This window comes from Sphingomonas sp. BLCC-B65, from assembly GCF_028550675.1.
Lineage (GTDB): Bacteria > Actinomycetota > Actinomycetes > Actinomycetales > Microbacteriaceae > Microbacterium.
This window is the reverse complement of the sequence record NZ_JAQQGL010000001.1, coordinates 255,738-277,653: the sequence shown is the minus strand read 5'-3', so window position 1 is coordinate 277,653 and position 21,916 is coordinate 255,738. Positions and strand designations below refer to the sequence as shown.

Here is a 21,916-nt window from a genome sequence, read left to right as displayed (position 1 = left end):
CGCCTCCCCCACGGCGGCTCTCTGCGGGAAGGCCTCTGGCCGGTAGCCTCGAAGAAGACCACGAGTCAGGAGAGTCATGCGCAGGAACGAAGCCACCCCCGACGAGCACCGTTCGCCGTACATCCCCAACGAGAGCGCGCACCCCTGGCGTCGCATGGTCTCGATCGGCGACTCCTTCACCGAAGGCATCGGCGACCCCATTCCCGGCACGGCCGACGACCATCGGGGGTGGGCCGACCGCGTCGCCGAGGTGCTCGCCGCCCAGGTGGACGATTTCGCCTACGCCAACCTCGCCGTCCGGGGCAAGCTGATCGCGCAGATCATGGCCGATCAGGTCGAGCCCGCGCTCGCACTCAACCCCGACCTCATCACGTTCTCCGCCGGCGGAAACGACGTCCTGCGTCCCAATGGAGACCCGGACGCCGTGGCGCAGCAGTTCGAGGATGCCGTCGCCCGGCTGAGTTCGCAGGGTGCGACGCTTCTCGTCTTCACCGGTGTGGACACCGAGTTCACGCCGGTGTTCCGCGGCATCCGCGGGCGCGTCGCCATCTACAACGAGAACATCCGGGCGATCGCCGACCGCTACGACTGCATCGTGGCCGACCAGTGGGCGCTGAAGGAGGTTCAAGACATGCGGTTCTTCGACGACGACCGCCTGCACTACAACGCTCTCGGACACCACGAGATCGCCCGCATGGTGTTGCGCGCGCTCAACGTGCCGAACGATCTGCAGCCGATGCAGCCCGATCCCCTGCCGCAGCTTACCTGGCGCGAGGCGCGCACCAACGACCTCGTCTGGGCGCGCACGCACTTCGTTCCCTGGGTGCTGCGTCGCCTTCGCCATCAGTCCTCGGGCGACAACATCACCGCGAAGCGCCCCGAGCCGCTTCCGGTCCTGGTGGAGGCCCCGGGCCGCGATCGCGCCGCGGGGCCGGACCGGCAGGCCTAACGCAACGCCCAGAGTGCGACCGCCGCGGCGGCGGCGACGTTCAGCGAGTCGACGCCGCCCGCCATCGGGATCGTGACGACGGTGTCGGCCGCGGCCAGCGCCCGATGCGACAGCCCGTCGCCTTCGGCACCCAGAAGTAGCGCGACCTGCGGCGGGCGCGCAGCGGCGAACGCGTCGAGGGCCACCGCGTCGTCGGCGAGCGCGAGGGCGGCCAGGTGCAGCCCGGCATCGTGCAGCAGGTCGCGGCTGGCGCCCCATCCCCCGGCCGCGTCATCGGGAAGGCGGGTCCACGGCACCTGGAAGACCGTCCCCATGCTCACCCGGACGCTCCGACGGTAGAGAGGGTCCGCGCAGCGTTGCGTGACCAGGACGGCGTCCGCACCGAGGCCGGCGGCGGCGCGGAAGGCGGCTCCGACATTGGTGTGGTCGACGATGTCCTCCAGCACCAGTACCAGCCGCGCCCCGGCGACGACCTCGCCGACGGACGGCAGCGCCGGCCGGTGCATCGCCGCGAGAGCTCCGCGGTGCACGGCGTAGCCGGTGAGACGCTCGGCCACGTCGTCATCGACCAGGTAGACGGGGGCGTCACCGGCGAGGGGCGCGGTGTCGTCGAGCCACTTCTGCTGCACCAGCACGGATCGTGGCCGATGACCGGCGGCGACGGCGCGGGCGATCACCTTCGACGACTCGGCGATGTAGAGACCGCCCGCCGGCTCCAGCACACGCCGCAGAGCGACGTCGGTGAGGTCGCGGTAGTCCGCGAGACGGTCGTCGGCAGGATCGTCGATGCGCACCACAGGCATCCGTCCATGCTGGCACGCCCCGGACGCCGCGGCGACGGACCAGCGTGTAACCTCCGCGAAAAGCGGGACGCGTAGTCTCGAAGAGGGAGTGTGGGAGGGAGGACGCCATGTCGACGCTGCTGGATCACTCGTTCGAGGCCGGGCCGCACCTCGACCGTCAGGCGGCCGATGCGGTTGAGCGCGCCCTGGACGCCCTGTCCGGGCGGCGGATCGCGGTGCTCACCGGCGCGGGTGTGTCGACGGACTCCGGCATTCCCGACTATCGGGGCAAGGGTGCCCCCACGCGCACCCCGATGACGGCGCAGCAGTTTCTCTCCAGCGCCTCCTCGCGCCGACGCTACTGGGTCGGCAGCCACCTGGGATGGCGGGCTTTCGCCGCCGCGCAGCCGAACGACGGCCATGTCGCCCTCGCCGAGCTGGAGAGCCGGGGCATCGCGAGCGGGGTCATCACCCAGAACGTGGACGGCCTGCACGTGCGCGCGGGCAGCCGCCGTGTCGTCGAACTGCACGGCACGATGCGCCGCGTGCTCTGTACGCACTGCGGGCAGGTGTTCGATCGCCGCGACCTGGCGGCGCGCGTCGAGGCGGACAACCCCTGGATCACGGTGCCGGACGCGGTCGAGCTGGGCCCCGACGGCGACGTCCTCCCCTCTTCCAGCGAAGGCTTCGTCGTGCCGGATTGCAGCGTGTGCCACGGGATGCTCAAGCCCGACGTCGTCTTCTTCGGCGAGTACATCCCCGTCGCCAAGTTCACCGAGGCCGAGCAGCTGGTACAGACCAGCGAGGCCCTCGTCATCGCCGGCTCGTCTCTCGTCGTCAACTCCGGCATCCGACTGCTCGAGCGCGCCCGACGTCGCAAGCTCCCGGTCGTGATCGTCAACCGCGGCCAGACACGCGGCGATGCGCGGGCGACGGTCAAGATCGACGCGGGCACGACCGAGGTGCTGCGCGCGTTCGCCCGCGCGCTGCCGGCGGCGCGCTGAACCCACGCCGACCTCGCCTAGGCTCGAAGCGTGACGACCCTCATCCTCGTGCGCCACGGCGAGACGGACTGGAACGCGATGCGACGCATCCAGGGCTCCACCGACATCCCCCTCAACGACACCGGCCGCGCTCAGGCGCGAGAGGTCGCCGAGCGACTTCAGCAGGAGCTCTCGGCGGTCGGGCCCGTGGTCGTCGCCTCGAGCGATCTGTCGCGCGCCGTCGAGACCGCTCGGATCATCGCCGCCACTCTGGCAGTGCCGGCGCCGCGAACCTACCGGCAGCTGCGCGAACGTTCGTACGGCATCGCTGAGGGCGCGAGCGTCGAGGAGTTCCGCGACCGGTGGGGATCGTGGGCCGAGGCAGAGGTGCCGGAGGCGGAGACCTGGCCGCAGGTGCGCCGCCGCGCGCTCGCGGGTCTCCAGCGCGCCGTCCGAGACGCCCGCCGCGACGCCGCACCGCAGGCGCCCACCGTGGTCGTCGTCTCCCACGGCGCCCTCATTCGCGAGGTCATCCGGCACGCGTCTGCCGGTGCGTTCCCGCTCGAGGGCGAGCGTCTGGCCAACGCGTCCACGCATCGCTTCCTCGTGGAGCGCGACCGTCTCAGCGTGCAGTCCTACGCCGCGATCCCGATGACCTGACCTCCGCGCGATCCCTCCGTGGATGCCGCGGCATCACATTCCGCGGGCGAGGAGGGTGCGGGCGTGACGCAGCACCGGTTCGTCGATCATCCGACCACGGAACGCGAAGACGCCACGCTCGCCGACGGCGGCATCCAGCACGTCGCGGGCCCAGGTGAGCGTATCGGGGTCGGGCCGGTAGGCGGCCCGGATCGTCGCGACCTGCGCCGGATGAATGCACGCGGTGGCCCGAAAGCCGCTCGCGGCGGCATCCCGCGCCTCCTTCGCCAGCCCCTTCTCGTCGGCGATGTCGAGGTGCACAGCGTCGATCGCCGCGATACCCGCCGCTCCCGCCGCCAGCAGAAGACGCGAACGGGCGGCACGTGCGACGTCGCGGTAGCGCCCCTTCGGCGTGCGACTCGATGTCCCTCCGAGCGAAGCGACGAGGTCCTCCGCGCCCCACATGAGGGCGACGACGTTGTCCTGAGCGGCGATCTTCTCGGCCGCGACGATGCCGCGAGCGGTCTCGCACAGCGCGATGACGTCGAACCGCGGGTCGATGCGGGAGATCGCTTTCGCCGATTCCGCCTTGGCGACCATCACGCGGCGGTAATCGGTCTGCGAGAGCGACGCAAGGTCGGAGACGATCTCGGCGGACCCGAGGGCATTCACTCGGACGATGACGCGCTCGGGGTCGAGCTGTGAGTCGATCAGCGTGACCCTCGCCGCCACCTTGTCGGCGGGTGCGACAGCGTCTTCGAGGTCGAGGATGACGCCATCGGCGCGATCGAGGGCCTTCTCGTAGCGTTCCGGACGATCAGCCGGGCAGAACAGCAGGGCGGGTCCGAGCGTGAAATCGGCGGTCATGCGTTCACGCTACCGGGCCGGTCGCGCGCCCGATCCGAGGCTGGTCAGTCCGAGGGCGCGAGCGATCAGGAGGAGCTGCACCTCGGTGGTCCCCTCGCCGATCTCGAGAATCTTCGCGTCTCGATAGTGACGCGCGACAGGGTACTCGTTCATGAATCCGTTGCCGCCGAAGATCTGCGTCGCATCCCGCGCATTGTCCATCGCCGCCTCCCCCGCCGTGAGCTTGGCCAGCGTGGCAGCGGTCGCGAAAGTCCGTCCGGCATCACGCAGGCGCGCGGCGTGCAGCCACGCCAGGCGCGACAGATGCACGCGCTGCTGCATCCGTGCCAGCAGGAACTGGATCGACTGGCGCGAACCCAGCGGTTCGGCGAACACGATGCGACTGCCGGCGTAGTCCAGCGCCGCTTCCAGACAGCCTTCCGCCGCACCGGTGGCGAGGGCCGCGATCGCGATCCTGCCCTCGTCGAGGATGCTGAGGAAGTTGGCGAAGCCACGGCCGCGCTCGCCGAGCAGGTTCTCCGCCGGAACGCGGGCGCCCGAGAAGCTCAGTGGATGGGTGTCGGACGCGTGCCAGCCCACCTTGTCGTACGACGGCCCGACGGTGAAGCCGGGCGTGCCGGAGGGCACGATGATCGTCGAGATCTCCTTGCGCGCACCGCTCTCACCGGTCACCGCCGTCACGGTCACGAATCGCGTGATGGCCGTGCCCGAGTTCGTGATGAACTGCTTGCTGCCGTCGATGACCCACTCGCCTGCCTCCAGGCGAGCGGTCGTGCGCGTCGCGCCGGCATCCGATCCCGCTTCGGGTTCGGTGAGACCGAAGCCGGCGAGCGCGCGCCCCGCGAGCAGGTCGGGAAGAAGTGCCTCCCGCTGCGCGTCGCTGCCGAATCGGTACACGGGCATGGCACCGAGACTGACGGCGGCCTCCAGCGTGATGGCGATCGACTGGTCGACGCGGGCCAGAGCCTCGATCGCGAGTCCGAGCGTCGCGCAATCGCCACCTTGCCCGCCCACGTCCTCGGGGAAGGGCAGGCCGAACAGCCCCATCTCCCCCATCTCGGAGACGATGTCCAGCGGCAGCGTCCTGGTGCGGTTGGCCTCGTACGCCTGCGGCGCGATCCGCTCGTCGGCGAAGGCGCGGACCATGGCCGCCAGTTCGCGCTCCTCGTCGTTCAATCCGTAGTCGTGGGGGTCGAGGATCGCCATGCCATCTCCTTCGATGTCGCGGTCGCGTAACGGCTGACGCGCACGCATGGCGCGCGGACGAGCCAGTGGGTTAGTGTTCGTTAACCCACCAGCTCAGGTTATCGAGGATTAACTGGAATGACAACGCACTCCCGGGCCGCGCGCACCACCCGCGAGCGCGCCAAGGCGGAGCGTGCGGACGCGCTCGTGGAGGCGGCGGCGCGCCTGTTCGCCCAGCACGGGTTCGACGGGGTGAGCCTCGAGGATCTCGGATCCGCCGTCGGGGTCAGCGGCCCGGCCGTCTACCGTCACTTCGACAGCAAGCGCGCGCTCCTCGGCGCGATTCTCCTGCGAGCCAGCACGGACCTGCTCGAGGGCGGACGTCGCGTGACGTCCACCGGGCACGACGCCCGACGCTCCCTGCGCGAACTCGTCGATTTCCACGTCGATTTCGCGGTGCGAAGCGCCGATGTCATCCGCGTGCAGGACCGCGACCTCACGCGGTTGAGCGACCAGGACCGCCGTACCGTGCGGCGGCTGCAGCGCGAGTACGTGGAGCTGTGGGTGGACGTCCTGCGCGCCGTGCACCCGGAGCGCGGCGACACCGACCTGCGCGTGCGGGCTCACGCCGGCTTCGGGCTGATCAACTCCACCCCGTACGTCGTGCGCACGCGCCGGGAAGTGGCGGTGGATGCCGAGACGGACACCCTTCTGCGCAGGCTCCTCTCCGACATGGCTTACGCGGCCCTCGCCACCCCCTGACCCGCGCGACGGCGCGTCACCCGAACAGCAGCGCACGGCCCGGCTCGCGCAGGACGTCACCGACCGTCGTCAGAAAGCGCGATGCCTGCTCGCCGTCGACGAGTCGGTGGTCGAACGACAGGCTCAGCGTCATCACGTCACGCAGCGCGATGTCGCCCTCGTGCTCCCAGGGCCGACGCCGAACCGAGCCCAGCCCGAGAATCCCCGCCTCGCCGGGATTCAGAATGGGCGTACCCGCGTCGATCCCGAAGACGCCGAAGTTGGTGATCGAGAACGTGCCACCGCTGAGCGCGGCCGGGCTCGTGCGTCCCGCGCGCGCCGTCTGGGCGAGACGGCCGATCTCGTCGGCGAGATCGACCAGACCGAGCCGGTCGGCGTCGGCGACATGCGGGACGATGAGGCCACGCTCGGTCGCAGCCGCGATGCCGAGGTTCACGTAGTGGTACTGCACGATCTCCCCGGCGTCTTCGTCCCACGCCGCATTCAGGGTCGGCTCGACGCGCAACGCGAGACACACGGCTTTCGCGGCCACCGCCATGATGCCGATGCGATGTCCGTCGAGTCGGCGGTCGGCGCGCAGGTTCGCCACGAAGCGCGTGGTCTCGGTGACGTCGACCTCCAGGAAGGTCGTGACGTGAGGCGCTGTGAAGGCGCTGCGCACCATCGCCGCCGCCGTGTGCTTGCGGACGCCGCGGATCGGCACCCGCGTCTCCCGCTCGGCGCCGTCCCGCCCGGTGCCCGCCGGCGACACCCGTCCCGCATCCGCGGGCGACGCACCCGATGCGGCGGGAGTGCGGTCGGCGAGAAAGCGGTCGACGTCTTCGCGTCGGATGATTCCCGTGACTCCGGAGGCCTCGATGAGTGCGAGATCGACGCCGTGCGCACGCGCGTAGGCGCGCACGGGCGGGGTCGAGCGGGGACGCTCGTCACGCACATCGTCTCGCAGCGGTGTCACCGCATCGTGCGGGGCGTCGTGCAGGACCTGCGCGGCGATCATCGGAGTGGCCTCACGATCTTCGTCGGTGCCCGCGAGCACACGAGCGCGGCGTCGGGGGCGCCCCGCCGCGCGTGGCGCCGCGCCGTAACCGACGAGATTCGGCAACGAGGGCTCCGGCTCCACGTGCCCGGCCGGCGCGGACGTCGCCTCGGGCACGTCGCCGGACGGGGAGTCGGCGGCCTCGACCTCGAACGCGATCAGGGGCGACCCCACCTCCACGACGTCACCGGCTGCCGCGTGCAGCGCGCTGACCGTCCCCGCGAAGGGCGAGGGCAGCTCCACGATGGCCTTGGCGGTCTCGACCTCCGCGATGGGCTGGTTCAGATGCACGTCGTCACCTTGGGCGACGAGCCACTGGACGATCTCCGCCTCGGGCAGCCCCTCGCCGAGGTCGGGAAGGAGGAACTCCGCGATCATCGTTCCACCCCCGCCGCCGACGTGAGGCTGTTCGGCCGGTCGAGAACGCGATCGACGGCGTCGAGGATCCGATCGAGGTCGGGCAGGTGGTGCTTTTCCAGCTTGGCCGGCGGATACGGGATGTCATGTCCCGTCACACGCTGCGGGGGTGCTTCGAGATAGTGGAAGCACTGTTCGGTGATGCTGGCGACCACCTCGGCACCGACGCCGGCCTCCCCCGCCGCCTCATGCGTGACCACGACGCGACCCGTCTTGCGGACGGATGCCGCGACCGTGCGGTAGTCGACGGGTGAGAGCGAACGCAGGTCGATGACCTCGATGGAGATGCCGTCGTCCTCGGCGGCGAGCGCGGCATCCAGCGCCGTCGTGACCTGCGCGCCGTAGGCGATCAGCGTGACGTCGGAACCTTCTCGCTCGACGCGCGCGAGACCCATCGGAGCCGCATCGGCCACGTCGCCGTCGAGATCGACCTCGCCCTTCGTGTGATACAGCCGCTTGGGCTCGAAGAAGACCACGGGATCGTCACTCGCGATCGCCTGCTGCAGCATGGTGTACGCATCCTGGGGATTCGAGACGGCCACCACGCGCAGCCCCGCCGTGTGCACGAAATACGCCTCGGGCGACTCCGAGTGGTGCTCGACGGCGCCGACGCCTCCCGCCCAGGGGATGCGGATGGTCAGCGGCATGCGAACGCGCCCGCGCGTGCGGTAGTGCAGCTTGGCCACCTGACAGACGATCTGGTCGAAGGCCGGGTACACGAACCCGTCGAACTGGATCTCCACGACGGGGCGGAACCCGCGCATCGCGAGTCCGACCGCCGTGCCAACGATGCCGGACTCTGCGAGCGGGGTGTCGATGACGCGCGTGGGGCCGAACTCATCGAGGAGGCCGTCGGTGATGCGGAACACGCCGCCGAGGCGGCCGATGTCCTCGCCCATCACGATCACACGCTCATCGGCTGCCATGGCCCGGTGCAGGCCCGCCGTCAGCGCCGCGCCCATCGTCAGCGACGTCATCGCGCACTCCCCGCCTCGGCGGCGAACGAGTCCAGATACGCCGCAAAACGCGCGCGCTGATGCTCGAGGCCGGTGTGCGGTTCGCAGTACACGTCATCGAAAACCTCGATCGCCGGCCGGGTGCGCGCCGTCAGCACCGCCTCACGCATCTGCGCGGCGAGCCCGTCGGCCTCCCTCCCGATCGCGGCGATCGTCTCATCGTCGAGGTCACCGGCGGCGCGCAGGAACGCCTCCACGCGCGTCAGCGGGTCGCGCGCCCGCCACGCCTCGAGTTCTTCGCGATCCCGGTAGCGCGTGGGGTCGTCCGAGGTGGTGTGGGGACCCATGCGATACGTCACGGCCTCGAGGAACACGGGACCTCCACCGCGACGGGCGTGCTCCAGCGCCCAGCGCATCGCCGCGGTGCACGCCAGCACATCGTTGCCATCCACCCGCATGCTGGGGATGCCGAAGCCGGGGGCGCGACCCGCGATCGGGAAGCGCGACTGCACCGCGACCGGCTCGGAGATCGCCCACTGGTTGTTCGAGCAGACGAAGACGACGGGGGCCGTGAACGACGACGCGAACACCATCGCCTCGTTGACATCGCCCTGGCTTGACGCTCCGTCGCCGAAGTAGGTCACCGCCACCTGATCGCCACCATCGCGCTGGATACCCATCGCGTATCCGACGGCATGGAGGGTCTGGGCGCCGATGATGATCTGCGGAGATGCCAGGCGGAGCTCGAAGGGGTCGTATGTGGAGTGCACCTCGCCGCGCCAGGCGAGAACGAGGTCGGCGGGCACTCCGCCGCGAAGGATCGCGATGCTCAGCTCGCGGTAGCTCGGAAAGAGGAAGTCGTCGGCGCGGCAGGCGCGCGCCGTCCCGACGGCGATCGCCTCCTGTCCCTGAGCAGGCGCCCACAGTCCGAGGTGACCCTGGCGCTGGAGCGCCACACCCTCGGCATCCATCCGGCGCGCGATCGCCATATCGCGGTACAGACCGCGCAGCGCGGCGCCGTCCAGGTCCTCGACCCAGGGGTCCAGCCGCGCGTCCGCGATGCGGCACCCGTCGGGGGTCAGCAGTCGCGCCGTGTCGTCGAGCGCGGTCATCGCTTCGTCTGTCGTCAGGGTGTACATCGTCGTCATCCCTCTCTGGCTCAGCCGCTGTCTTGTGGACCGCGGCGGCCGCCCGGGCCGGCCTCGTCGCCGGTTGCGTGGAAGATTACGTCGAACTGGCACCTAGCTCAAGCATCTTTGCTCGCGCTGAGCATGTTGCCCATGCGGCACCGGCTGCTGCTGGTACAGTTGGGCAGTATGGGACCTCTTGACCGCGTCGACCTCGACTTGTTGAACGCGCTCGCCGACGATCACCGCGCCACGGTCGTGGCGCTCGCCGAACGGCTCGGCCTGTCCCGCAACACCGTCCAGGCGCGGCTGGCGCGCCTGGAGCGCGGCGGCGTCTTCCAGTCGTTCGAGCGGGCCATCCCCCCGCTCGCACTGGGCCTGCCGATCGAAGCGATGGTGAGCGTCACCGTGCGCCAGGCGGAGTTGCCTCGCATCACGCAGGCGATCGCGACGCTCCCCGAGGTGGTGCAGGCCTACGGCATGAGCGGGCAGGTCGACCTGCTGGTGCGCGTCGCTGCGCGCGACACCCAGCACCTGTTCGACGTCGACGCCCGAATCCTGGCGATCGACGGCGTCGAACGCACCGAAACGTCGTTGGTCATGGGCGAAGTGATCGGATATCGGATCCGACCACTCCTGGAGTCGGCACGGGAGGACGCGATCCGCTGACCTCGCCGGGCGAGAACTCGGGCGTCGGCGGCAGCACGGCATCCGCCGCAAGCGGGGCGAGAGGTGCGGCGCCGACATCCATTCGCACGAGCACGACCCCCGCCAACAGCACCGCACCGCCGATGATCTGGACCGGCGATGGGGCCTCGCCGAGGAGGAGCCAGGCGAAGCCGAGCGCGAAGAGCACTTCGCTGAGGCCGATGAACGACGCCAATCGAGCGCCTACGCGAGGCACGGCCATGACCCCGAAGGCATAGCCGAGGGTCGTTCCGACGGCTCCGACCCACCCGAGGGCGAGGATGCCGGGAACATCGATCCCTCGGAACGTGAGCGTGACGGCCGGCGCGGACAGGGGCATCGCACCGACGACCGCCAGCAGGAGCATGAGACCGGCCCCGACCATCAACCCGCCGGCGGCCAGGGCGAGCGGAGGCAGGTCATCGCCGGTGCGCTCGCTCATCACGAAATAGACACAGACGCAGAGTGCCGCGCCCAGCGCCAGCAGCGTGCCCAGCAGGTCGAATCGGGCGCCGGTGACGTCGACGACGAGCACGAGTCCCACGATCGCGACGACGGATCCGATGATCACGAGTCGCGACGGGGCGCGTCGCGTACGGATCCAGACGAATCCGACGAGCATCACCGGCGCGAGGTACTGGATGAGAAGCGCGACGGCGACGGGCATGCGCTGCATCGCGGAGAAGAACAGCAGCTGACAGCCCAGCACCGGGATGAGCCCGAACGCGACGAGCGAGAGCGCGTGCCGGCGGAGGAATCCGCGCTCACGCCGCGCCGCACGCACGAGAGCGGGCGACAGGATCAGCGCGGCGAGTCCCATGCGCACGACCAGCGCTGCCGAGAGCGACCACCCGGCCTCGAGCAGCGGCTTGACCAGCGGTCCGCTCGAAGAGAAGGCGAGGGCCGAGACGACGGCCATGACGATCCCCGTCGTGCGGGCGGATGAAGCGGTGCGAGACACCGGCGGTCCTCGGGTTCGAGTGCGGGCTGTCATGACTGAACAGCGAATACACTGGTGACACTATCGCCCGGCGAGGTCAGGAGTCAACGTGGTCTTCATCCATGACACCGAAATGTCTCTGCGTGCCGCCGCAGCCCTGGTCAACACCCTGCCGGACACCGACACATCCGGCGTCGACCGCCTCCAGACGCAGGCGGATCTGGCAGCCTACCTCGCCGAGTTCTCCTACACCGGAGCCTTCCGCCGAGATGCCGCCGAGCTCACCGCCGTCCGCGCGAACCGCTCGCGCCTTCGGGCGCTGTGGGACGTCGATCGCGACCGCGCCGTGCCGCTCGTCAACGCGATGCTGCGCGATGGTCGGGCACTGCCCCAACTCGTCATCCACGATCAGTTCGATTGGCACATCCATGCCACGGCGCCCGACGCCCCCCTGGCGATGCGGATGCTCGTGGAATCGGCGATGGCGTTCGTCGACGTGATCCGCTCCGATGCGTGGGATCGCGTCCGCGTCTGCGCGGCGGACGACTGCGAGTCGGTCTATGTCGACTTCTCGAAGAACGGTTCGAAGCGCTACTGCGACACCGGAAACTGCGGCAACCGCATGAACGTCAACGCGTACCGTCGCCGGAAGGCGCGAGAAAACGCCTGACCGCCTCTGCGGCCGCCTGCGGAGTCTCGTAGTGAATGAGGTGGCCGACGGCGGGGATCTCGACCAGCTCGGCGTCGGGGAACATCCCTTGCAGCCGCCGCTCGGCCTCGATCGGCGTGATGTCGTCCTTTTCCGCGGCGATCAGCAGCGTCGGCTGCGCGATCGCCGGTGCGAAGCGGCGGACGTCGTTCGAGACGGAGGTGACGAAACCCTCGTACAGCACGTCACGATCGTGGAAGAGGGAGAAGTAGGTGTCGTGCTGGTCGTGGATGAAGCGGCGCAGCAGCGGGTCACGGGTCTTGGCCATCGAGACGCTCATCACGCGGACGATCATGCGGTTTCGCAGGAGCGCGTCACCGATCCGCTTCGGCAGCTTCGCGCCGAGGCGGTAGTAGAGCACCGCCAGTCGCGTGAGGACGCCGCGCGGCCCCTCCAGTGCCGGGGCACCGATCGGGTTGACGAGGATCACGCGCGGGGTCTGCAGTCCTGCGGCGACCGCCGCGGCGACGACGATCGACCCGAAGGAGTGCCCCAGCACGACGGCTCCCGGCGCCACGGCATCCACGAAGGCGCGCAGCCACTGCGCGTAGGCGTCGAGCGTGTGCTCCACTCCCGGAAGCGGTGGCGTCTCACCGAAGCCGGGGAGGTCGGGCGAGATGACGCGGATGCCGTCGAGGTAGGCCACGACCGGCTCCAGTCCGTGGTGGTCACCGCGGTATCCGTGCACGGCGACGAGCGTGATCGGCGCCGCGGGATCTCCGTACACCCAGTACGCCGTCCGCGTCCCGGAGATCTCGATCTCGTCGCGCCCCACGGCGATGGCGGCCAGGCGGTCGGCGTAGGGCGAGGCGACGGTCATCCCAGAAGTCTAGAAGGCTGCCCCTCGCCGGCGGGCGTGCCCGCGCGCCTGCGCCGCGATGTCGGCGCCCACACATAACCTCGGGGGCATGCAGACGTGGCAGACGATTCCCCTGTGGGAGGAGGATCCGGCCGCCGCGACCGCTCCCACCCGGCCTGCCGGCCTCGGCTGGGCGGATGCCGTGGGCGTCTTCGATCTGGAGACGACCGGCGTCGACGTGACCTCCGACCGTATCGTCACGGCCCATGTCGGTCTCCTCGACGCCAGCGGCACGGCCGTTCGGGCGCGGTCGTGGCTCGCCGATCCGGGTATCGACATCCCCGAGGGCGCCACCGCCGTCCACGGCATCACGACGGCACACGCCCGCGCGCACGGCTCCGCCGCGCCCTCCGTGATCGCGGAGGTCGTCTCTGCACTGCGCGATCTGCTGGACGCCGGCATCCCGGTGGTGGCCTACAACGCCCCGTTCGACTTCTCGCTGCTCAAATACGAGGCGCTCCGACACGGCATCCCGCCGATCCTGGAGCCCTCGCCGGTCATCGATCCCCTCGTGCTGGACAAAGCACACGACCGCTTCCGCCGCGGCAAGCGCACCCTCGAAGCCGTCGCGGCGCATTACGCCGTGCCGCTCGTCGGCGCGCACGACGCGGCCGCCGACGCGATCGCGGCGGGCCGGGTCGCACAGGCGCTGGCACGACGGTTCGAGCTCGATGCACCCGTCCACGAGCTGCACACCCGTCAGATCGGGTGGGCACGCGCGCAGGCCGACAGCCTCACCGATTACTTCATCCGCATCGGCCGGCTCGACCCCGACGACCGCCTCGACGGCAGCTGGCCGATCCGCTGATCGACCGCTCGCGTCGTGGTGGGCGTTCGACGCCCACCACGACGAAAGCCCCGCCGGAGCGGGGCTTTCGCGGGATTCGGATTACTTGCTCGAACCGCCGAAGTTCTTGAAGCGCTGGTTGAACTTCTCGACGCGACCGGCCGAGTCCATGATGCGCTGCTTGCCCGTGTAGAACGGGTGCGAGGCCGAGGAGATTTCGACGTCGATGACCGGGTAGGTCTCACCGTCGAGCTCGATCGTCTTGTCGCTCGTGACCGTCGAACGGGTCAGGAAGGTCTCGCCGGAGCCGAGGTCGCGGAACACGACCGCCTGGTACTCGGGGTGGATGTCAGTCTTCATGGGGTTCCTAACGTGGTGCCCTGGATTTTGCCAGGGCGAGGGAAGTCTGTGATGCGGGCGCGGGCGCGCATGCACCAAGGGTCGATCATACCAGCCTGAGGCCGCTCGGAAGAATCCGGATCTCAGTCGCCGTGCGTAGCCCGCGCGGCGTAGCGCCCGCCCTCCTCGGTCAGGGCGATCGGCATGCCGAAGGTGGCCGAGAGAGTGTCAGCGGTGAGGGTCTGCGCGATCGGTCCGGCAGCGACGAGGGCGCCCTCGCGAAGGAGCAGCACGTGGGTGAAGCCGACCGGGATCTCCTCCACGTGGTGGGTCACCATCACCATCGCCGGCGTCGTCGGCGCCTGAGCGTACCCGCTGAGCAGTTCGAGGAGTTCTTCGCGCGCGCCGAGGTCGAGGCTCGCCGTCGGCTCGTCCAGCAGCAGCAGCTCCGGATCCGTCATCACCGCGCGCGCGATCTGCACCCGCTTCTGCTCGCCGTCGGAGAGCGTCCCGAACGTGCGCTCGGCGAGATGGTCCAACTTCCACTCGGCCAGCACCCGGCGCGCACGCCGCTCGTCGATCGTCTCGTAGGTCTCGTTCCAGCGCCCCAGCACGGAGAATGCGGCGGTCAGGACGACGTCGAGCACCGTCTCCTCCGGCGGAACCCGGCGGGCCATCGCCGACGACGCGAACCCGATGCGCGGCCGCAGATCGAACACGTCGGTGCGTCCGAGACGCTCGTCCAGGATCGTGACCTCACCCGATGTCGGGTGGATCAGCGTCGCCGCGAGCTGCAGGATGGTGGTCTTGCCGGCACCGTTGGGTCCGAGGACCACCCAGCGCTCATCGTCGGCGACGTGCCAGTCGATGCGATCGATGATGTTGCGAGCATTGCGGCGGACGACGACATCGACGAATTCGAGCACCTGAGGCATGCGCCCAGCCTATCGGGGGCATCCCGGCCATCCCGGCGGTACGCGCCGGACGCGCACGCAGTCCGCGAACTCAGTCCGCGCGCTCGGCGACCTCACGGTAGAGAGCCTCCGTGGCGTCGGCGATCGCCTGCCAGCTGAAGGCCGTGGCGGCGCGTTCCCGGCCGGCCGCGCCGTACGCGCGCGCTCTCTCGGGGTCGGACACCACTTCGGTGAGCACGGCCGCGAGATCGGCGACGAAGCGGTCGGGGTCGACGGGCGTCCCGGTCCCGTCCTGCACCTGCTCGATCGGAACCAACCGCCCGGTGACCCCGTCGACGACGACCTCGGGGATGCCGCCGGTCGCGGTGCCCACGACGGCGGCACCGCACGCCATGGCTTCGAGGTTCACGATGCCGAGCGGCTCGTAGACGCTCGGGCACACGAAGGTGGTGGCCGACGTCAGGATCGCGCAGAGCTGGTCGCGCTGCAGGAACTCGTCGATCCACACCACGCCGTCCCGGCGCGCCTGGAGGTCGCGGACGAGACCTTCGACCTCGGCCATGATCTGCGGCGTGTCCGGAGCGCCGGCGCAGAGGACGATCTGCACGTCGGCGGGCAGCTCAGCGGCGGCCCGCAGGAAAAAGGGAAGACCCTTCTGCCGGGTGATACGACCGACGAACACCACCGACGGGCGGTTCGGATCGATGCCGTAGCGCTCGAGAAGCGCATGGTCCTCGCGCGGATGCCACGCCTCCACGTCGATCCCGTTGTAGATCACGCGCACTTTCGCGGGATCGAGCGAGGGATAGCTGCGCAGGATGTCGCGGCGCATTCCGTCGCTGACCGCGATCACGGCAGCGGCGTTCTCGTACGCGGTCTTTTCGATGTAGCTCGACACGGCATACCCGCCTCCGAGCTGCTCCGCCTTCCACGGTCGCAGCGGCTCGAGTGAGTGGGCGGTGACCACGTGCGGGATGCCGTGCAACAGCGAGGCGAGGTGCCCCGCGAAGTTCGCGTACCACGTGTGCGAGTGCACCACATCGGCTCCCGCGACACCGCCGACGATCTCCAGGTCCGTGCCGAGCGTCTGCAGCGCGGGGTTGGCGCCGGCGAGCTCGACCGGCACGCCGTAGGACGTCGTGTCGGCCTCCTCGCGGTCGCCGCCGAACGCACGCACCTGCACGTCGATGCTCCGTCGCAGGGCAGCGACGAGTTCGGTGACGTGGACGCCGGCGCCGCCGTAGATCTCGGGCGGGTACTCCTTGGTGACGATGTCGACGCGCATGTCACGAACGCTAGTACACGGTCGAACGGGGGCCTAGTGTGGTGACATGCCTGCAGCGCCGAAGGTCTTCGGAATCATCCTCGCCGGCGGCGAGGGAAAGCGCCTCATGCCTCTGACGGAGGACAGAGCCAAACCCGCGGTGCCCTTCGGCGGCCAGTACCGGCTGATCGACTTCGCGATCTCGAACCTGATCAATTCGGGACTTCGGCAGATCGTCGTGCTGACGCAGTACAAGTCGCACAGCCTCGACCGGCACGTGTCCCAGACCTGGCGGATGTCCGCTCTGTTGAACTCCTACGTGGCCTCGGTGCCGGCGCAGCAGCGTCTGGGCAAGCGCTGGTTCTCCGGCTCGGCAGACGCCATCCTGCAGTCGTTGAACCTCATCCACGACGAGAAGCCCGACATCGTGGTGGTGATCGGCGCCGACCACGTGTACCGGATGGACTTCGAGCAGATGCTGGCCGCGCACATCGAGTCGGGAGCCAAGGCGACGGTCGCCGGCATCCGCCAGCCCATCGGGCTCGCCAACCAGTTCGGGGTGATCGATCTCGACCCGAGCGACAACGTCACGATCCGCGACTTCCTCGAAAAGCCCCAGAACCCGACCGGACTGGCCGATGCGCCGCACGAGGTGCTGGCATCGATGGGCAACTACATCTTCGATGCCGACGCCCTGATCGCGGCTGTGGAAGCGGACGGCGAGCTGCCGGGCTCGAACCACGACATGGGCGGCGACATCATCCCCTATTTCGTGGGGCGCGGCGAGGCGGCGGTGTATGACTTCAAGCGCAACGACGTGCCGGGCTCGACCGATCGCGACCGCGACTACTGGCGGGATGTGGGCACGATCGACTCGTTCTTCGACGCGCACATGGATCTCATCTCGACGCTGCCGATCTTCAACCTCTACAACGTCGACTGGCCGATCCACTCGCAGTCGGTGAACTCGCCGCCCGCCAAGTTCGTGCGCGACGGCGTCGGCCGTATGGGCAACGCGATCGACTCGATCGTGTCACTGGGCTCGGTGCTGTCGGGAACCCATCTGGAGCGCTCCGTGGTCGGCCCGTGGACGTTGTCGGGCGGAGGCTCGACCATCACCGATTCCGTGCTCTTCGATCACGTCCAGGTCGGTGCCGGCGCGCGGGTGCATCGCGCGATCCTCGACAAGAACGTCGTGCTGGAGCCGGGGGCGACGGTCGGCGTCGATCGCGCCTTCGATCTCGCGCGCGGCTTCACCGTGACCGACAGCGGCATCACCGTGGTGGGGAAGAACGCCTACGTCGCACGCTGACGGCCGATAGGTTGGACGGGTGCCTGACGCCCGCTTCCTCGTCGTGTTCGACGCCGACTCCACTCTGCTGCGCAACGAAGTCATCGAGCTCATCGCCGACGAGGCCGGCCGTGGCCCCGAAGTCGCGGCGGCCACCGAGGCGGCGATGCGCGGTGAAGTGGATTTCGCGACGAGTCTGCGCTCGCGCGTGGCCGAGCTGCGCGGCGTCCCGCTGAGCGCCTTCGACCGCGTGCGGGCGCGCGTAGAGCCCACCCCGGGAGCGGCCGAGCTCGTCGCCGCCATTCACGCGCGCGGCGGGAGGGCCGCCGTCGTATCCGGCGGATTCCACGAGATCCTGGACGTCATCGCACCCCGGCTCGGAATCGACGAGTGGCGCGCGAATCGACTGGCCGTCGACGGCGGCGTGCTGTCTGGCCTGGTCGATGGCGAGATCGTGGATGCCGCCGGCAAAGCCGCAGCACTGCGCGAGTGGGCCGCGGCATCCGGTGTTCCGCTCTCCCGCACGATCGCCGTGGGCGACGGCGCGAACGACCTGCAGATGATGGCCGTCGCCGGGCTCGGCGTCGCGTTCAACGCGAAGCCCGCGGTACGGCGCGACGCCGACGTCGTCATCGGCCCGGTCGACCTGCGCGAACTCATCCCGATGCTCCCCTGACCTTCCGCGACCGCATCGCGCGTCGTGGACGCACAGATGTCGGTGGCCCGGCGTACCGTGAGCGCATGGACGTCATCATGATTCCCGGTCTCTGGCTCGACGCATCGTCGTGGGACGACGTGCTTCCTGCGCTGCGCAGTGCAGGGTTGACCCCACGACCGTTGACGATGCCGGGCCTGGGGGCGCCCGGCGTCGAGAGCGCCGGCATCGGCATCGCCGACTGGGTCGCGGCGGCCGTCGCCGCGATCGACGAGTCTGTCGGACCCGTTGCGGTCGTCGGCCACAGCGGAGGCGGCAACGTCGCCTGGGGAGCAGCGGATGCCCGCCCCGAACGCGTGGCTCGGGTCGTCCTGGTCGATACTGCGGTGCCGCACGACGGGGGCATGATCTCGGAGTTCGACGTCGTCGACGGCGTCGTGCCGTTCCCCGGCTGGGAATTCTTCGACGAGGACGACGTGGCTGATCTCGACGCGCAGACGCGGGCGCGCACCGCACCGCTGACCCGCTCGGTGCCGGCTCGGGTCCCCACCGACGCGATCGCGCTGCACGACGAACGTCGCTACGAGCTTCCCGTCACCGTGCTCTCCGGATCACTGGGCGAAGAGGAGTTCCGCGGCTTCCTCGCACAGTGGGGCCGGTACGCCGACGAGTTCTCGGCGATCCGCGACACCGAGATCGTCCGTCTGGGCAGCGGCCATTGGCCGCAGTTCTCCCAGCCACAGCGGCTGGGCGACGCGATCGCCGCCGCCATCACGCGAGCGCCGCTCCCTTCGTCGCCGCGCTGAGCGGGCCGCAAGACCCACCGGTCACGGCGAGAGGGTCTCCGCAGCGAGCCGAGATGCCGAGGGGCTCAGTGCCCCATCCCGAGACCGCCGTCGACGGGGATGACGGCACCCGAGATGTAGGCGGCATCCTCCGACGCCAGCCACGTGACGACGCCGGCGACCTCGTCGGGGGTCGCGAAGCGACCGACGGGAATGTTCCGCTTGTACTCGTTCTGCGTGTCTTCGGGCAGTTCGGCGGTCATGTCGGTCTCGATGAATCCGGGCGCGACGACGTTGGTCGTGATCCCGCGACCGCCGAGCTCTCGAGTCAGCGAGCGCGCAAAGCCGACGAGTGCCGCCTTCGACGACGAGTAGTTGATCTGGCCGGGCGAACCGTACAGACCCACGACGCTCGAGATGAGGATGACCCGTCCCCACTTGGCGCGCAGCATGCCCTTGGACGCACGCTTGACGACGCGGAACGTTCCGCCCAGGTTCGTGGCCACGACGGAGTCGAAATCGTCCTCGGTCATCCGCAGCAGCAGCGTGTCCTTCGTGATCCCGGCGTTCGCGACCACGATCTCCACGGGACCGAGCTGCTTCTCGACCTCGGCGAACGCGGCATCCAACGACGCAGCATCCGTCACGTCGGCCCGCACCGTGAGCGTGCCCTCCGGGCCCTCGCCGGAGCGGGCGGTGACCGCGGTGCGATACCCCTCCGCGACGAAGCGGGCGGCGATGGCGCGGCCGATGCCGCGGTTTCCGCCGGTGACGAGGACGACACGGTCGTGCGACATAGGGGCTCCGTTTCGCTCGGGAGGAACCGCCCCAGCCTACCCGTCGCGCACGACGGATCCCCTCTCGCGCGCGGCGCCCGATAGGCTGGCACGGCGAGACAGGAGAGATCATGACCGACGCGACGAACCCTCAGTCCCCGGATGCCGCGGCCACCCCGCCCGTGACGCCTCCGACTCCGGCACCTGCGGCCGATGCGACCTATGCGCCGCCGGCGGCACCCGCCTACCAGCCTCAGGCGTATCAGCAGCCGTCCTATCCCTCCGCACCCCCGGCGTACGGCGCGAGCACCGGCGCTCCGGTGCAGCCCGCTCCGGGCGCACCGCCCGTGTACGGGTCCGCTCCCTACTACGGGGCGCCCGCCGCGAAGACGAACGTGCTCGCCGTCATCTCGATGATCGCGTCGATTCTGGGCTTCGTGTGGATCCTTCCGCTGATCGGCTCGGTCGGTGGTGCCATCATGGGCCACATCTCGCTGAACCAGATCAAGCGCACGGGTGAAGGCGGCCGCGGAATGGCGCTTGCGGGCGTGATCGTGGGATGGGTCGGCACCGCGATCTCGCTCTTGATCATCGGCTTCTTCGTCTTCTTCATCATCCTCGGGGCCGCCGCCAGCTCGCGTTACGGCTCGTACTGATCGGGCGACGCCGCGCCCGCGACGCCCACGCGGCGTAGGCTGAGGGGACCGTGAAAAGCTCCCGTGCTCAGTCCGCCACGTCGTTGCCGCGCGCGCCGCGCGACGACGCGAGCGCGCGCATGACGAAGTACTTCACGATGATGGTCATCCGGGTGATCTGCTTCGTCCTCATGGTGGCCGTCACCCCCTACAGCTGGTACACGTGGCTGTTCGGAGCCGGAGCGATGTTCCTTCCGTACTTCGCCGTGGTGATCGCCAACGTCGCCTCCGGATCGGCCGAACGTGCCATCGCCCCCGAGCGCGCGATCGAGGCCTCTCCGACCCTGCGTCCACCGTCGGACGCCCCGAACGCCGCGGTCGACGAGACGCCCCGCGTGATCAGACTGAGCGAGTCCTCGCGGCAGCCGCCCGCACCCCGGACGCCGTCGGACGACGAATGACCGAGGCCATCTGCTCGAGGACCGGCTGCCGCGCGCCCGCGACGTGGCAGGTGCAGTGGCGCAATCCGCGCATCCACGCGCCCGAACGACGCAAGATCTGGGCCGCGTGCGGCGATCACGTCGACTATCTGCGCGACTATCTCGCCGCCCGCGACTTCCCGGTGGACGTGGTCGCCTTCGATACGGAGGCGACCAGATGAGAGAACGCACGGCTCGGCAGCAGACGGCGCTGCGCTGGGCAGGATACGTCGCGATCGCGATCGTCTTCGCGATCGTCTGCGCCTTCCTGTCGAACTGGCAGTTCACGCGCAACGCGGAGCGAAGCAGCCAACTCGCCCTGATCGCCGCGAACTACGACGCCGCGCCGGTGCCGCTGGGGCAGGTGATCGGCGCCGACGGCGCGTTCCGACCCGGCGACCAATGGCGCCCGGTCTCCCTGACCGGTCAGTATCTGACCGACCACACGCTGTTGGCTCGTAATCGCGCGCACGGTGGGACGAGCGCCTTCGAGGTGCTCGTCCCGTTCCGGACGGTCGACGGAGCGGTCTTCCTCGTCGACCGCGGCTGGCTGCCGCCCGGCTCCTCCCAGCCCGAGCCGGACGCGATCCCCACTCCCCCCGCCGGCCAGGTACAGGTGATCGCGCGACTCAAGCCGGGCGAGCCGCTGCCGAACTCGGGACGCTCCGCGCCGGACGGCCAGGTGCCGACCATCAATCTCCCCCTGATCGCGGAGACCACCGCTCAGCCCGCGCTCATCACGAGCGCCTACGGACTGCTGGTGTCCGAACAGCCCAGTCCCGCGGAGACACCCAACGCACTCGAGTCGCCATCGGACGACCCCGGCCCCTACCTCTCGTACGCGATCCAGTGGATCCTCTTCGCGCTGATGGGATTCGTCTTCATCTGGTACATGATCCGCACCGAGATCCGTCACCGGCGAGAGGATGCGGAAGACACAGCCGCGGAACGGGCAGGCGAGACCCCGACGCCGGACGAGGAGGAGGCGTCTCCCGCCGCTCGTCGGCGCCGACAGCGCGAAGCCCGGCGACCGGATCGCGACATGCAGGAAGAAGACGCCCTTCTCGACGAGCTGACGTCCCGCTGAGCAGTC

General features: G+C 69.7%; 26 protein-coding genes. 14 read left to right on the top strand and 12 right to left on the bottom strand.

What is annotated here, in order from left to right:
* The first annotated feature begins 76 nt into the window (after window positions 1-76).
* Entirely contained in the window at window positions 77-949 is an 873-nt protein-coding gene (locus PP359_RS01390; RefSeq protein WP_036320188.1) for an SGNH/GDSL hydrolase family protein, read from the top strand.
* Here the strand turns inward: PP359_RS01390 and PP359_RS01385 are convergent.
* A complete protein-coding gene (locus PP359_RS01385) occupies window positions 946-1,752 on the bottom strand; it encodes a TrmH family RNA methyltransferase (RefSeq protein ID WP_499249749.1) in 807 nt (268 codons plus the stop codon). The two genes, PP359_RS01390 and PP359_RS01385, sit on opposite strands and share 4 nt — an antisense overlap.
* A 107-nt stretch (window positions 1,753-1,859) precedes the next feature.
* Between PP359_RS01385 and PP359_RS01380 the strand changes: the two genes are divergently transcribed.
* Window positions 1,860-2,735, top strand: coding sequence for a Sir2 family NAD-dependent protein deacetylase (locus PP359_RS01380; protein ID WP_294980036.1), 876 nt, complete (start codon window positions 1,860-1,862; stop codon window positions 2,733-2,735).
* 30 nt (window positions 2,736-2,765) lie between these two features.
* The gene (locus PP359_RS01375) at window positions 2,766-3,374 is read left to right on the top strand and encodes a histidine phosphatase family protein (RefSeq protein ID WP_112931604.1); all 609 of its coding nucleotides are present in this window, start codon (window positions 2,766-2,768) and stop codon (window positions 3,372-3,374) included.
* 33 nt (window positions 3,375-3,407) lie between these two features.
* Here PP359_RS01375 and PP359_RS01370 read toward each other — a convergent pair whose 3' ends face one another.
* On the bottom strand, window positions 3,408-4,220 hold the full coding sequence (locus PP359_RS01370; protein ID WP_499249748.1) for an HpcH/HpaI aldolase/citrate lyase family protein: 813 nt from the start codon (window positions 4,218-4,220) through the stop codon (window positions 3,408-3,410).
* A gap of 9 nt (window positions 4,221-4,229) precedes the next feature.
* On the bottom strand, window positions 4,230-5,426 hold the full coding sequence (locus tag PP359_RS01365) for an acyl-CoA dehydrogenase family protein (protein ID WP_499249747.1): 1,197 nt from the start codon (window positions 5,424-5,426) through the stop codon (window positions 4,230-4,232).
* A gap of 117 nt (window positions 5,427-5,543) precedes the next feature.
* On the opposite strand from PP359_RS01365, the gene PP359_RS01360 reads away from it, so the two are divergent.
* The gene (locus PP359_RS01360; RefSeq protein WP_039416073.1) at window positions 5,544-6,167 is read left to right on the top strand and encodes a TetR/AcrR family transcriptional regulator; all 624 of its coding nucleotides are present in this window, start codon (window positions 5,544-5,546) and stop codon (window positions 6,165-6,167) included.
* A gap of 16 nt (window positions 6,168-6,183) precedes the next feature.
* Here PP359_RS01360 and PP359_RS01355 read toward each other — a convergent pair whose 3' ends face one another.
* Genes PP359_RS01355 through PP359_RS01345 form a run of 3 tightly spaced genes read right to left on the bottom strand, consistent with a single transcriptional unit; the run spans window position 6,184 to window position 9,724 of the window.
* Window positions 6,184-7,581, bottom strand: a complete 1,398-nt coding sequence (locus tag PP359_RS01355; RefSeq protein ID WP_499249746.1) for a dihydrolipoamide acetyltransferase family protein — start codon at window positions 7,579-7,581, stop codon at window positions 6,184-6,186.
* Complete coding sequence (locus PP359_RS01350) at window positions 7,578-8,597, bottom strand: alpha-ketoacid dehydrogenase subunit beta (protein WP_112931608.1); 1,020 nt, start codon at window positions 8,595-8,597, stop codon at window positions 7,578-7,580. The genes PP359_RS01355 and PP359_RS01350 overlap by 4 nt, the downstream gene beginning before the upstream one ends.
* Complete coding sequence (locus tag PP359_RS01345; RefSeq protein WP_244295669.1) at window positions 8,594-9,724, bottom strand: thiamine pyrophosphate-dependent dehydrogenase E1 component subunit alpha; 1,131 nt, start codon at window positions 9,722-9,724, stop codon at window positions 8,594-8,596. The genes PP359_RS01350 and PP359_RS01345 overlap by 4 nt, the downstream gene beginning before the upstream one ends.
* A 108-nt stretch (window positions 9,725-9,832) precedes the next feature.
* Here PP359_RS01345 and PP359_RS01340 point away from each other — a divergent pair, with 108 nt between their 5' ends.
* Window positions 9,833-10,372, top strand: coding sequence for an Lrp/AsnC family transcriptional regulator (locus PP359_RS01340; RefSeq protein WP_499249745.1), 540 nt, complete (start codon window positions 9,833-9,835; stop codon window positions 10,370-10,372).
* On the opposite strand, the gene PP359_RS01335 is transcribed toward PP359_RS01340, so the two are convergent.
* Window positions 10,302-11,351: a DMT family transporter gene (locus tag PP359_RS01335; RefSeq protein WP_239498598.1), complete on the bottom strand. Its 1,050-nt coding sequence runs from the start codon at window positions 11,349-11,351 to the stop codon at window positions 10,302-10,304. The genes PP359_RS01340 and PP359_RS01335 overlap by 71 nt on opposite strands.
* Window positions 11,352-11,463: 112 nt before the next feature.
* Here PP359_RS01335 and PP359_RS01330 point away from each other — a divergent pair, with 112 nt between their 5' ends.
* Entirely contained in the window at window positions 11,464-12,000 is a 537-nt protein-coding gene (locus PP359_RS01330) for a CGNR zinc finger domain-containing protein (protein ID WP_499249744.1), read from the top strand.
* Here PP359_RS01330 and PP359_RS01325 read toward each other — a convergent pair.
* Window positions 11,960-12,859 carry an alpha/beta fold hydrolase gene (locus PP359_RS01325; protein ID WP_039416079.1) on the bottom strand — a complete coding sequence of 300 codons (900 nt, stop codon included), beginning with the start codon at window positions 12,857-12,859 and terminating at the stop codon, window positions 11,960-11,962. The two genes, PP359_RS01330 and PP359_RS01325, sit on opposite strands and share 41 nt — an antisense overlap.
* 88 nt (window positions 12,860-12,947) lie before the next feature.
* On the opposite strand from PP359_RS01325, the gene PP359_RS01320 reads away from it, so the two are divergent.
* The gene (locus PP359_RS01320) at window positions 12,948-13,706 is read left to right on the top strand and encodes an exonuclease domain-containing protein (protein ID WP_378794884.1); all 759 of its coding nucleotides are present in this window, start codon (window positions 12,948-12,950) and stop codon (window positions 13,704-13,706) included.
* Window positions 13,707-13,787: 81 nt separating this feature from the next.
* On the opposite strand, the gene PP359_RS01315 is transcribed toward PP359_RS01320, so the two are convergent.
* From PP359_RS01315 to glgA, 3 genes are all read right to left on the bottom strand, one after another.
* Window positions 13,788-14,045, bottom strand: coding sequence for a type B 50S ribosomal protein L31 (locus tag PP359_RS01315; protein WP_036289266.1), 258 nt, complete (start codon window positions 14,043-14,045; stop codon window positions 13,788-13,790).
* Window positions 14,046-14,167: 122 nt separating this feature from the next.
* The gene (locus PP359_RS01310) at window positions 14,168-14,959 is read right to left on the bottom strand and encodes an ABC transporter ATP-binding protein (RefSeq protein ID WP_039416081.1); all 792 of its coding nucleotides are present in this window, start codon (window positions 14,957-14,959) and stop codon (window positions 14,168-14,170) included.
* Between the two features lie 70 nt (window positions 14,960-15,029).
* Window positions 15,030-16,223 carry a glycogen synthase gene (gene glgA, locus PP359_RS01305; RefSeq protein WP_499249743.1) on the bottom strand — a complete coding sequence of 398 codons (1,194 nt, stop codon included), beginning with the start codon at window positions 16,221-16,223 and terminating at the stop codon, window positions 15,030-15,032.
* 46 nt (window positions 16,224-16,269) lie between these two features.
* Here glgA and glgC point away from each other — a divergent pair, with 46 nt between their 5' ends.
* The 3 genes from glgC (at window position 16,270) to PP359_RS01290 (ending at window position 18,954) form a co-directional block, all read left to right on the top strand.
* Window positions 16,270-17,514 (top strand): glucose-1-phosphate adenylyltransferase, encoded by a 1,245-nt coding sequence (glgC, locus tag PP359_RS01300; protein ID WP_039416083.1) that lies wholly within the window; start codon window positions 16,270-16,272, stop codon window positions 17,512-17,514.
* Between the two features lie 19 nt (window positions 17,515-17,533).
* On the top strand, window positions 17,534-18,169 hold the full coding sequence (gene serB / locus PP359_RS01295) for a phosphoserine phosphatase SerB (protein WP_294943478.1): 636 nt from the start codon (window positions 17,534-17,536) through the stop codon (window positions 18,167-18,169).
* Between the two features lie 65 nt (window positions 18,170-18,234).
* Window positions 18,235-18,954, top strand: coding sequence for an alpha/beta fold hydrolase (locus PP359_RS01290; RefSeq protein ID WP_294943476.1), 720 nt, complete (start codon window positions 18,235-18,237; stop codon window positions 18,952-18,954).
* 65 nt (window positions 18,955-19,019) lie between these two features.
* Here the strand turns inward: PP359_RS01290 and PP359_RS01285 are convergent, their stop codons facing one another.
* Complete coding sequence (locus PP359_RS01285; RefSeq protein WP_036318104.1) at window positions 19,020-19,730, bottom strand: beta-ketoacyl-ACP reductase; 711 nt, start codon at window positions 19,728-19,730, stop codon at window positions 19,020-19,022.
* Between the two features lie 110 nt (window positions 19,731-19,840).
* On the opposite strand from PP359_RS01285, the gene PP359_RS01280 reads away from it, so the two are divergent.
* Genes PP359_RS01280 through PP359_RS01265 form a run of 4 tightly spaced genes read left to right on the top strand, consistent with a single transcriptional unit; the run spans window position 19,841 to window position 21,910 of the window.
* A complete protein-coding gene (locus tag PP359_RS01280; RefSeq protein ID WP_499249742.1) occupies window positions 19,841-20,365 on the top strand; it encodes a DUF4190 domain-containing protein in 525 nt (174 codons plus the stop codon).
* 50 nt (window positions 20,366-20,415) lie between these two features.
* Window positions 20,416-20,805 carry a DUF3099 domain-containing protein gene (locus PP359_RS01275; RefSeq protein WP_036318107.1) on the top strand — a complete coding sequence of 130 codons (390 nt, stop codon included), beginning with the start codon at window positions 20,416-20,418 and terminating at the stop codon, window positions 20,803-20,805.
* A complete protein-coding gene (locus PP359_RS01270; protein WP_036318109.1) occupies window positions 20,802-21,005 on the top strand; it encodes a hypothetical protein in 204 nt (67 codons plus the stop codon). Before PP359_RS01275 ends, PP359_RS01270 begins: the two co-directional genes overlap by 4 nt.
* Window positions 21,002-21,910, top strand: coding sequence for an SURF1 family cytochrome oxidase biogenesis protein (locus PP359_RS01265; protein WP_499249741.1), 909 nt, complete (start codon window positions 21,002-21,004; stop codon window positions 21,908-21,910). The genes PP359_RS01270 and PP359_RS01265 overlap by 4 nt, the downstream gene beginning before the upstream one ends.
* Window positions 21,911-21,916 lie beyond the last annotated feature (6 nt).

Excerpts from the sequence above, each read along its gene's own strand:
- PP359_RS01330 (WP_499249744.1), top strand. The coding sequence starts at position 11,464 with ATGTCTCTGCGTGCCGCCGCAGCCCTGGTCAACACCCTGCCGGACACC.
- PP359_RS01290 (WP_294943476.1), top strand. The coding sequence starts at position 18,235 with ATGGACGTCATCATGATTCCCGGTCTCTGGCTCGACGCATCGTCGTGG.
- PP359_RS01280 (WP_499249742.1), top strand. The coding sequence starts at position 19,841 with ATGACCGACGCGACGAACCCTCAGTCCCCGGATGCCGCGGCCACCCCG.
- PP359_RS01365 (WP_499249747.1), bottom strand. The coding sequence starts at position 5,426 with ATGGCGATCCTCGACCCCCACGACTACGGATTGAACGACGAGGAGCGC.
- PP359_RS01320 (WP_378794884.1), top strand. The coding sequence starts at position 12,948 with ATGCAGACGTGGCAGACGATTCCCCTGTGGGAGGAGGATCCGGCCGCC.
- PP359_RS01285 (WP_036318104.1), bottom strand. The coding sequence starts at position 19,730 with ATGTCGCACGACCGTGTCGTCCTCGTCACCGGCGGAAACCGCGGCATC.
- PP359_RS01390 (WP_036320188.1), top strand. The coding sequence starts at position 77 with ATGCGCAGGAACGAAGCCACCCCCGACGAGCACCGTTCGCCGTACATC.
- PP359_RS01385 (WP_499249749.1), bottom strand. The coding sequence starts at position 1,752 with ATGCCTGTGGTGCGCATCGACGATCCTGCCGACGACCGTCTCGCGGAC.
- PP359_RS01360 (WP_039416073.1), top strand. The coding sequence starts at position 5,544 with ATGACAACGCACTCCCGGGCCGCGCGCACCACCCGCGAGCGCGCCAAG.
- glgC (WP_039416083.1), top strand. The coding sequence starts at position 16,270 with ATGCCTGCAGCGCCGAAGGTCTTCGGAATCATCCTCGCCGGCGGCGAG.
- PP359_RS01380 (WP_294980036.1), top strand. The coding sequence starts at position 1,860 with ATGTCGACGCTGCTGGATCACTCGTTCGAGGCCGGGCCGCACCTCGAC.
- PP359_RS01370 (WP_499249748.1), bottom strand. The coding sequence starts at position 4,220 with ATGACCGCCGATTTCACGCTCGGACCCGCCCTGCTGTTCTGCCCGGCT.
- PP359_RS01325 (WP_039416079.1), bottom strand. The coding sequence starts at position 12,859 with ATGACCGTCGCCTCGCCCTACGCCGACCGCCTGGCCGCCATCGCCGTG.
- glgA (WP_499249743.1), bottom strand. The coding sequence starts at position 16,223 with ATGCGCGTCGACATCGTCACCAAGGAGTACCCGCCCGAGATCTACGGC.
- PP359_RS01270 (WP_036318109.1), top strand. The coding sequence starts at position 20,802 with ATGACCGAGGCCATCTGCTCGAGGACCGGCTGCCGCGCGCCCGCGACG.
- PP359_RS01355 (WP_499249746.1), bottom strand. The coding sequence starts at position 7,581 with ATGATCGCGGAGTTCCTCCTTCCCGACCTCGGCGAGGGGCTGCCCGAG.
- PP359_RS01265 (WP_499249741.1), top strand. The coding sequence starts at position 21,002 with ATGAGAGAACGCACGGCTCGGCAGCAGACGGCGCTGCGCTGGGCAGGA.
- PP359_RS01350 (WP_112931608.1), bottom strand. The coding sequence starts at position 8,597 with ATGACGTCGCTGACGATGGGCGCGGCGCTGACGGCGGGCCTGCACCGG.
- PP359_RS01315 (WP_036289266.1), bottom strand. The coding sequence starts at position 14,045 with ATGAAGACTGACATCCACCCCGAGTACCAGGCGGTCGTGTTCCGCGAC.
- PP359_RS01345 (WP_244295669.1), bottom strand. The coding sequence starts at position 9,724 with ATGACGACGATGTACACCCTGACGACAGACGAAGCGATGACCGCGCTC.
- PP359_RS01310 (WP_039416081.1), bottom strand. The coding sequence starts at position 14,959 with ATGCCTCAGGTGCTCGAATTCGTCGATGTCGTCGTCCGCCGCAATGCT.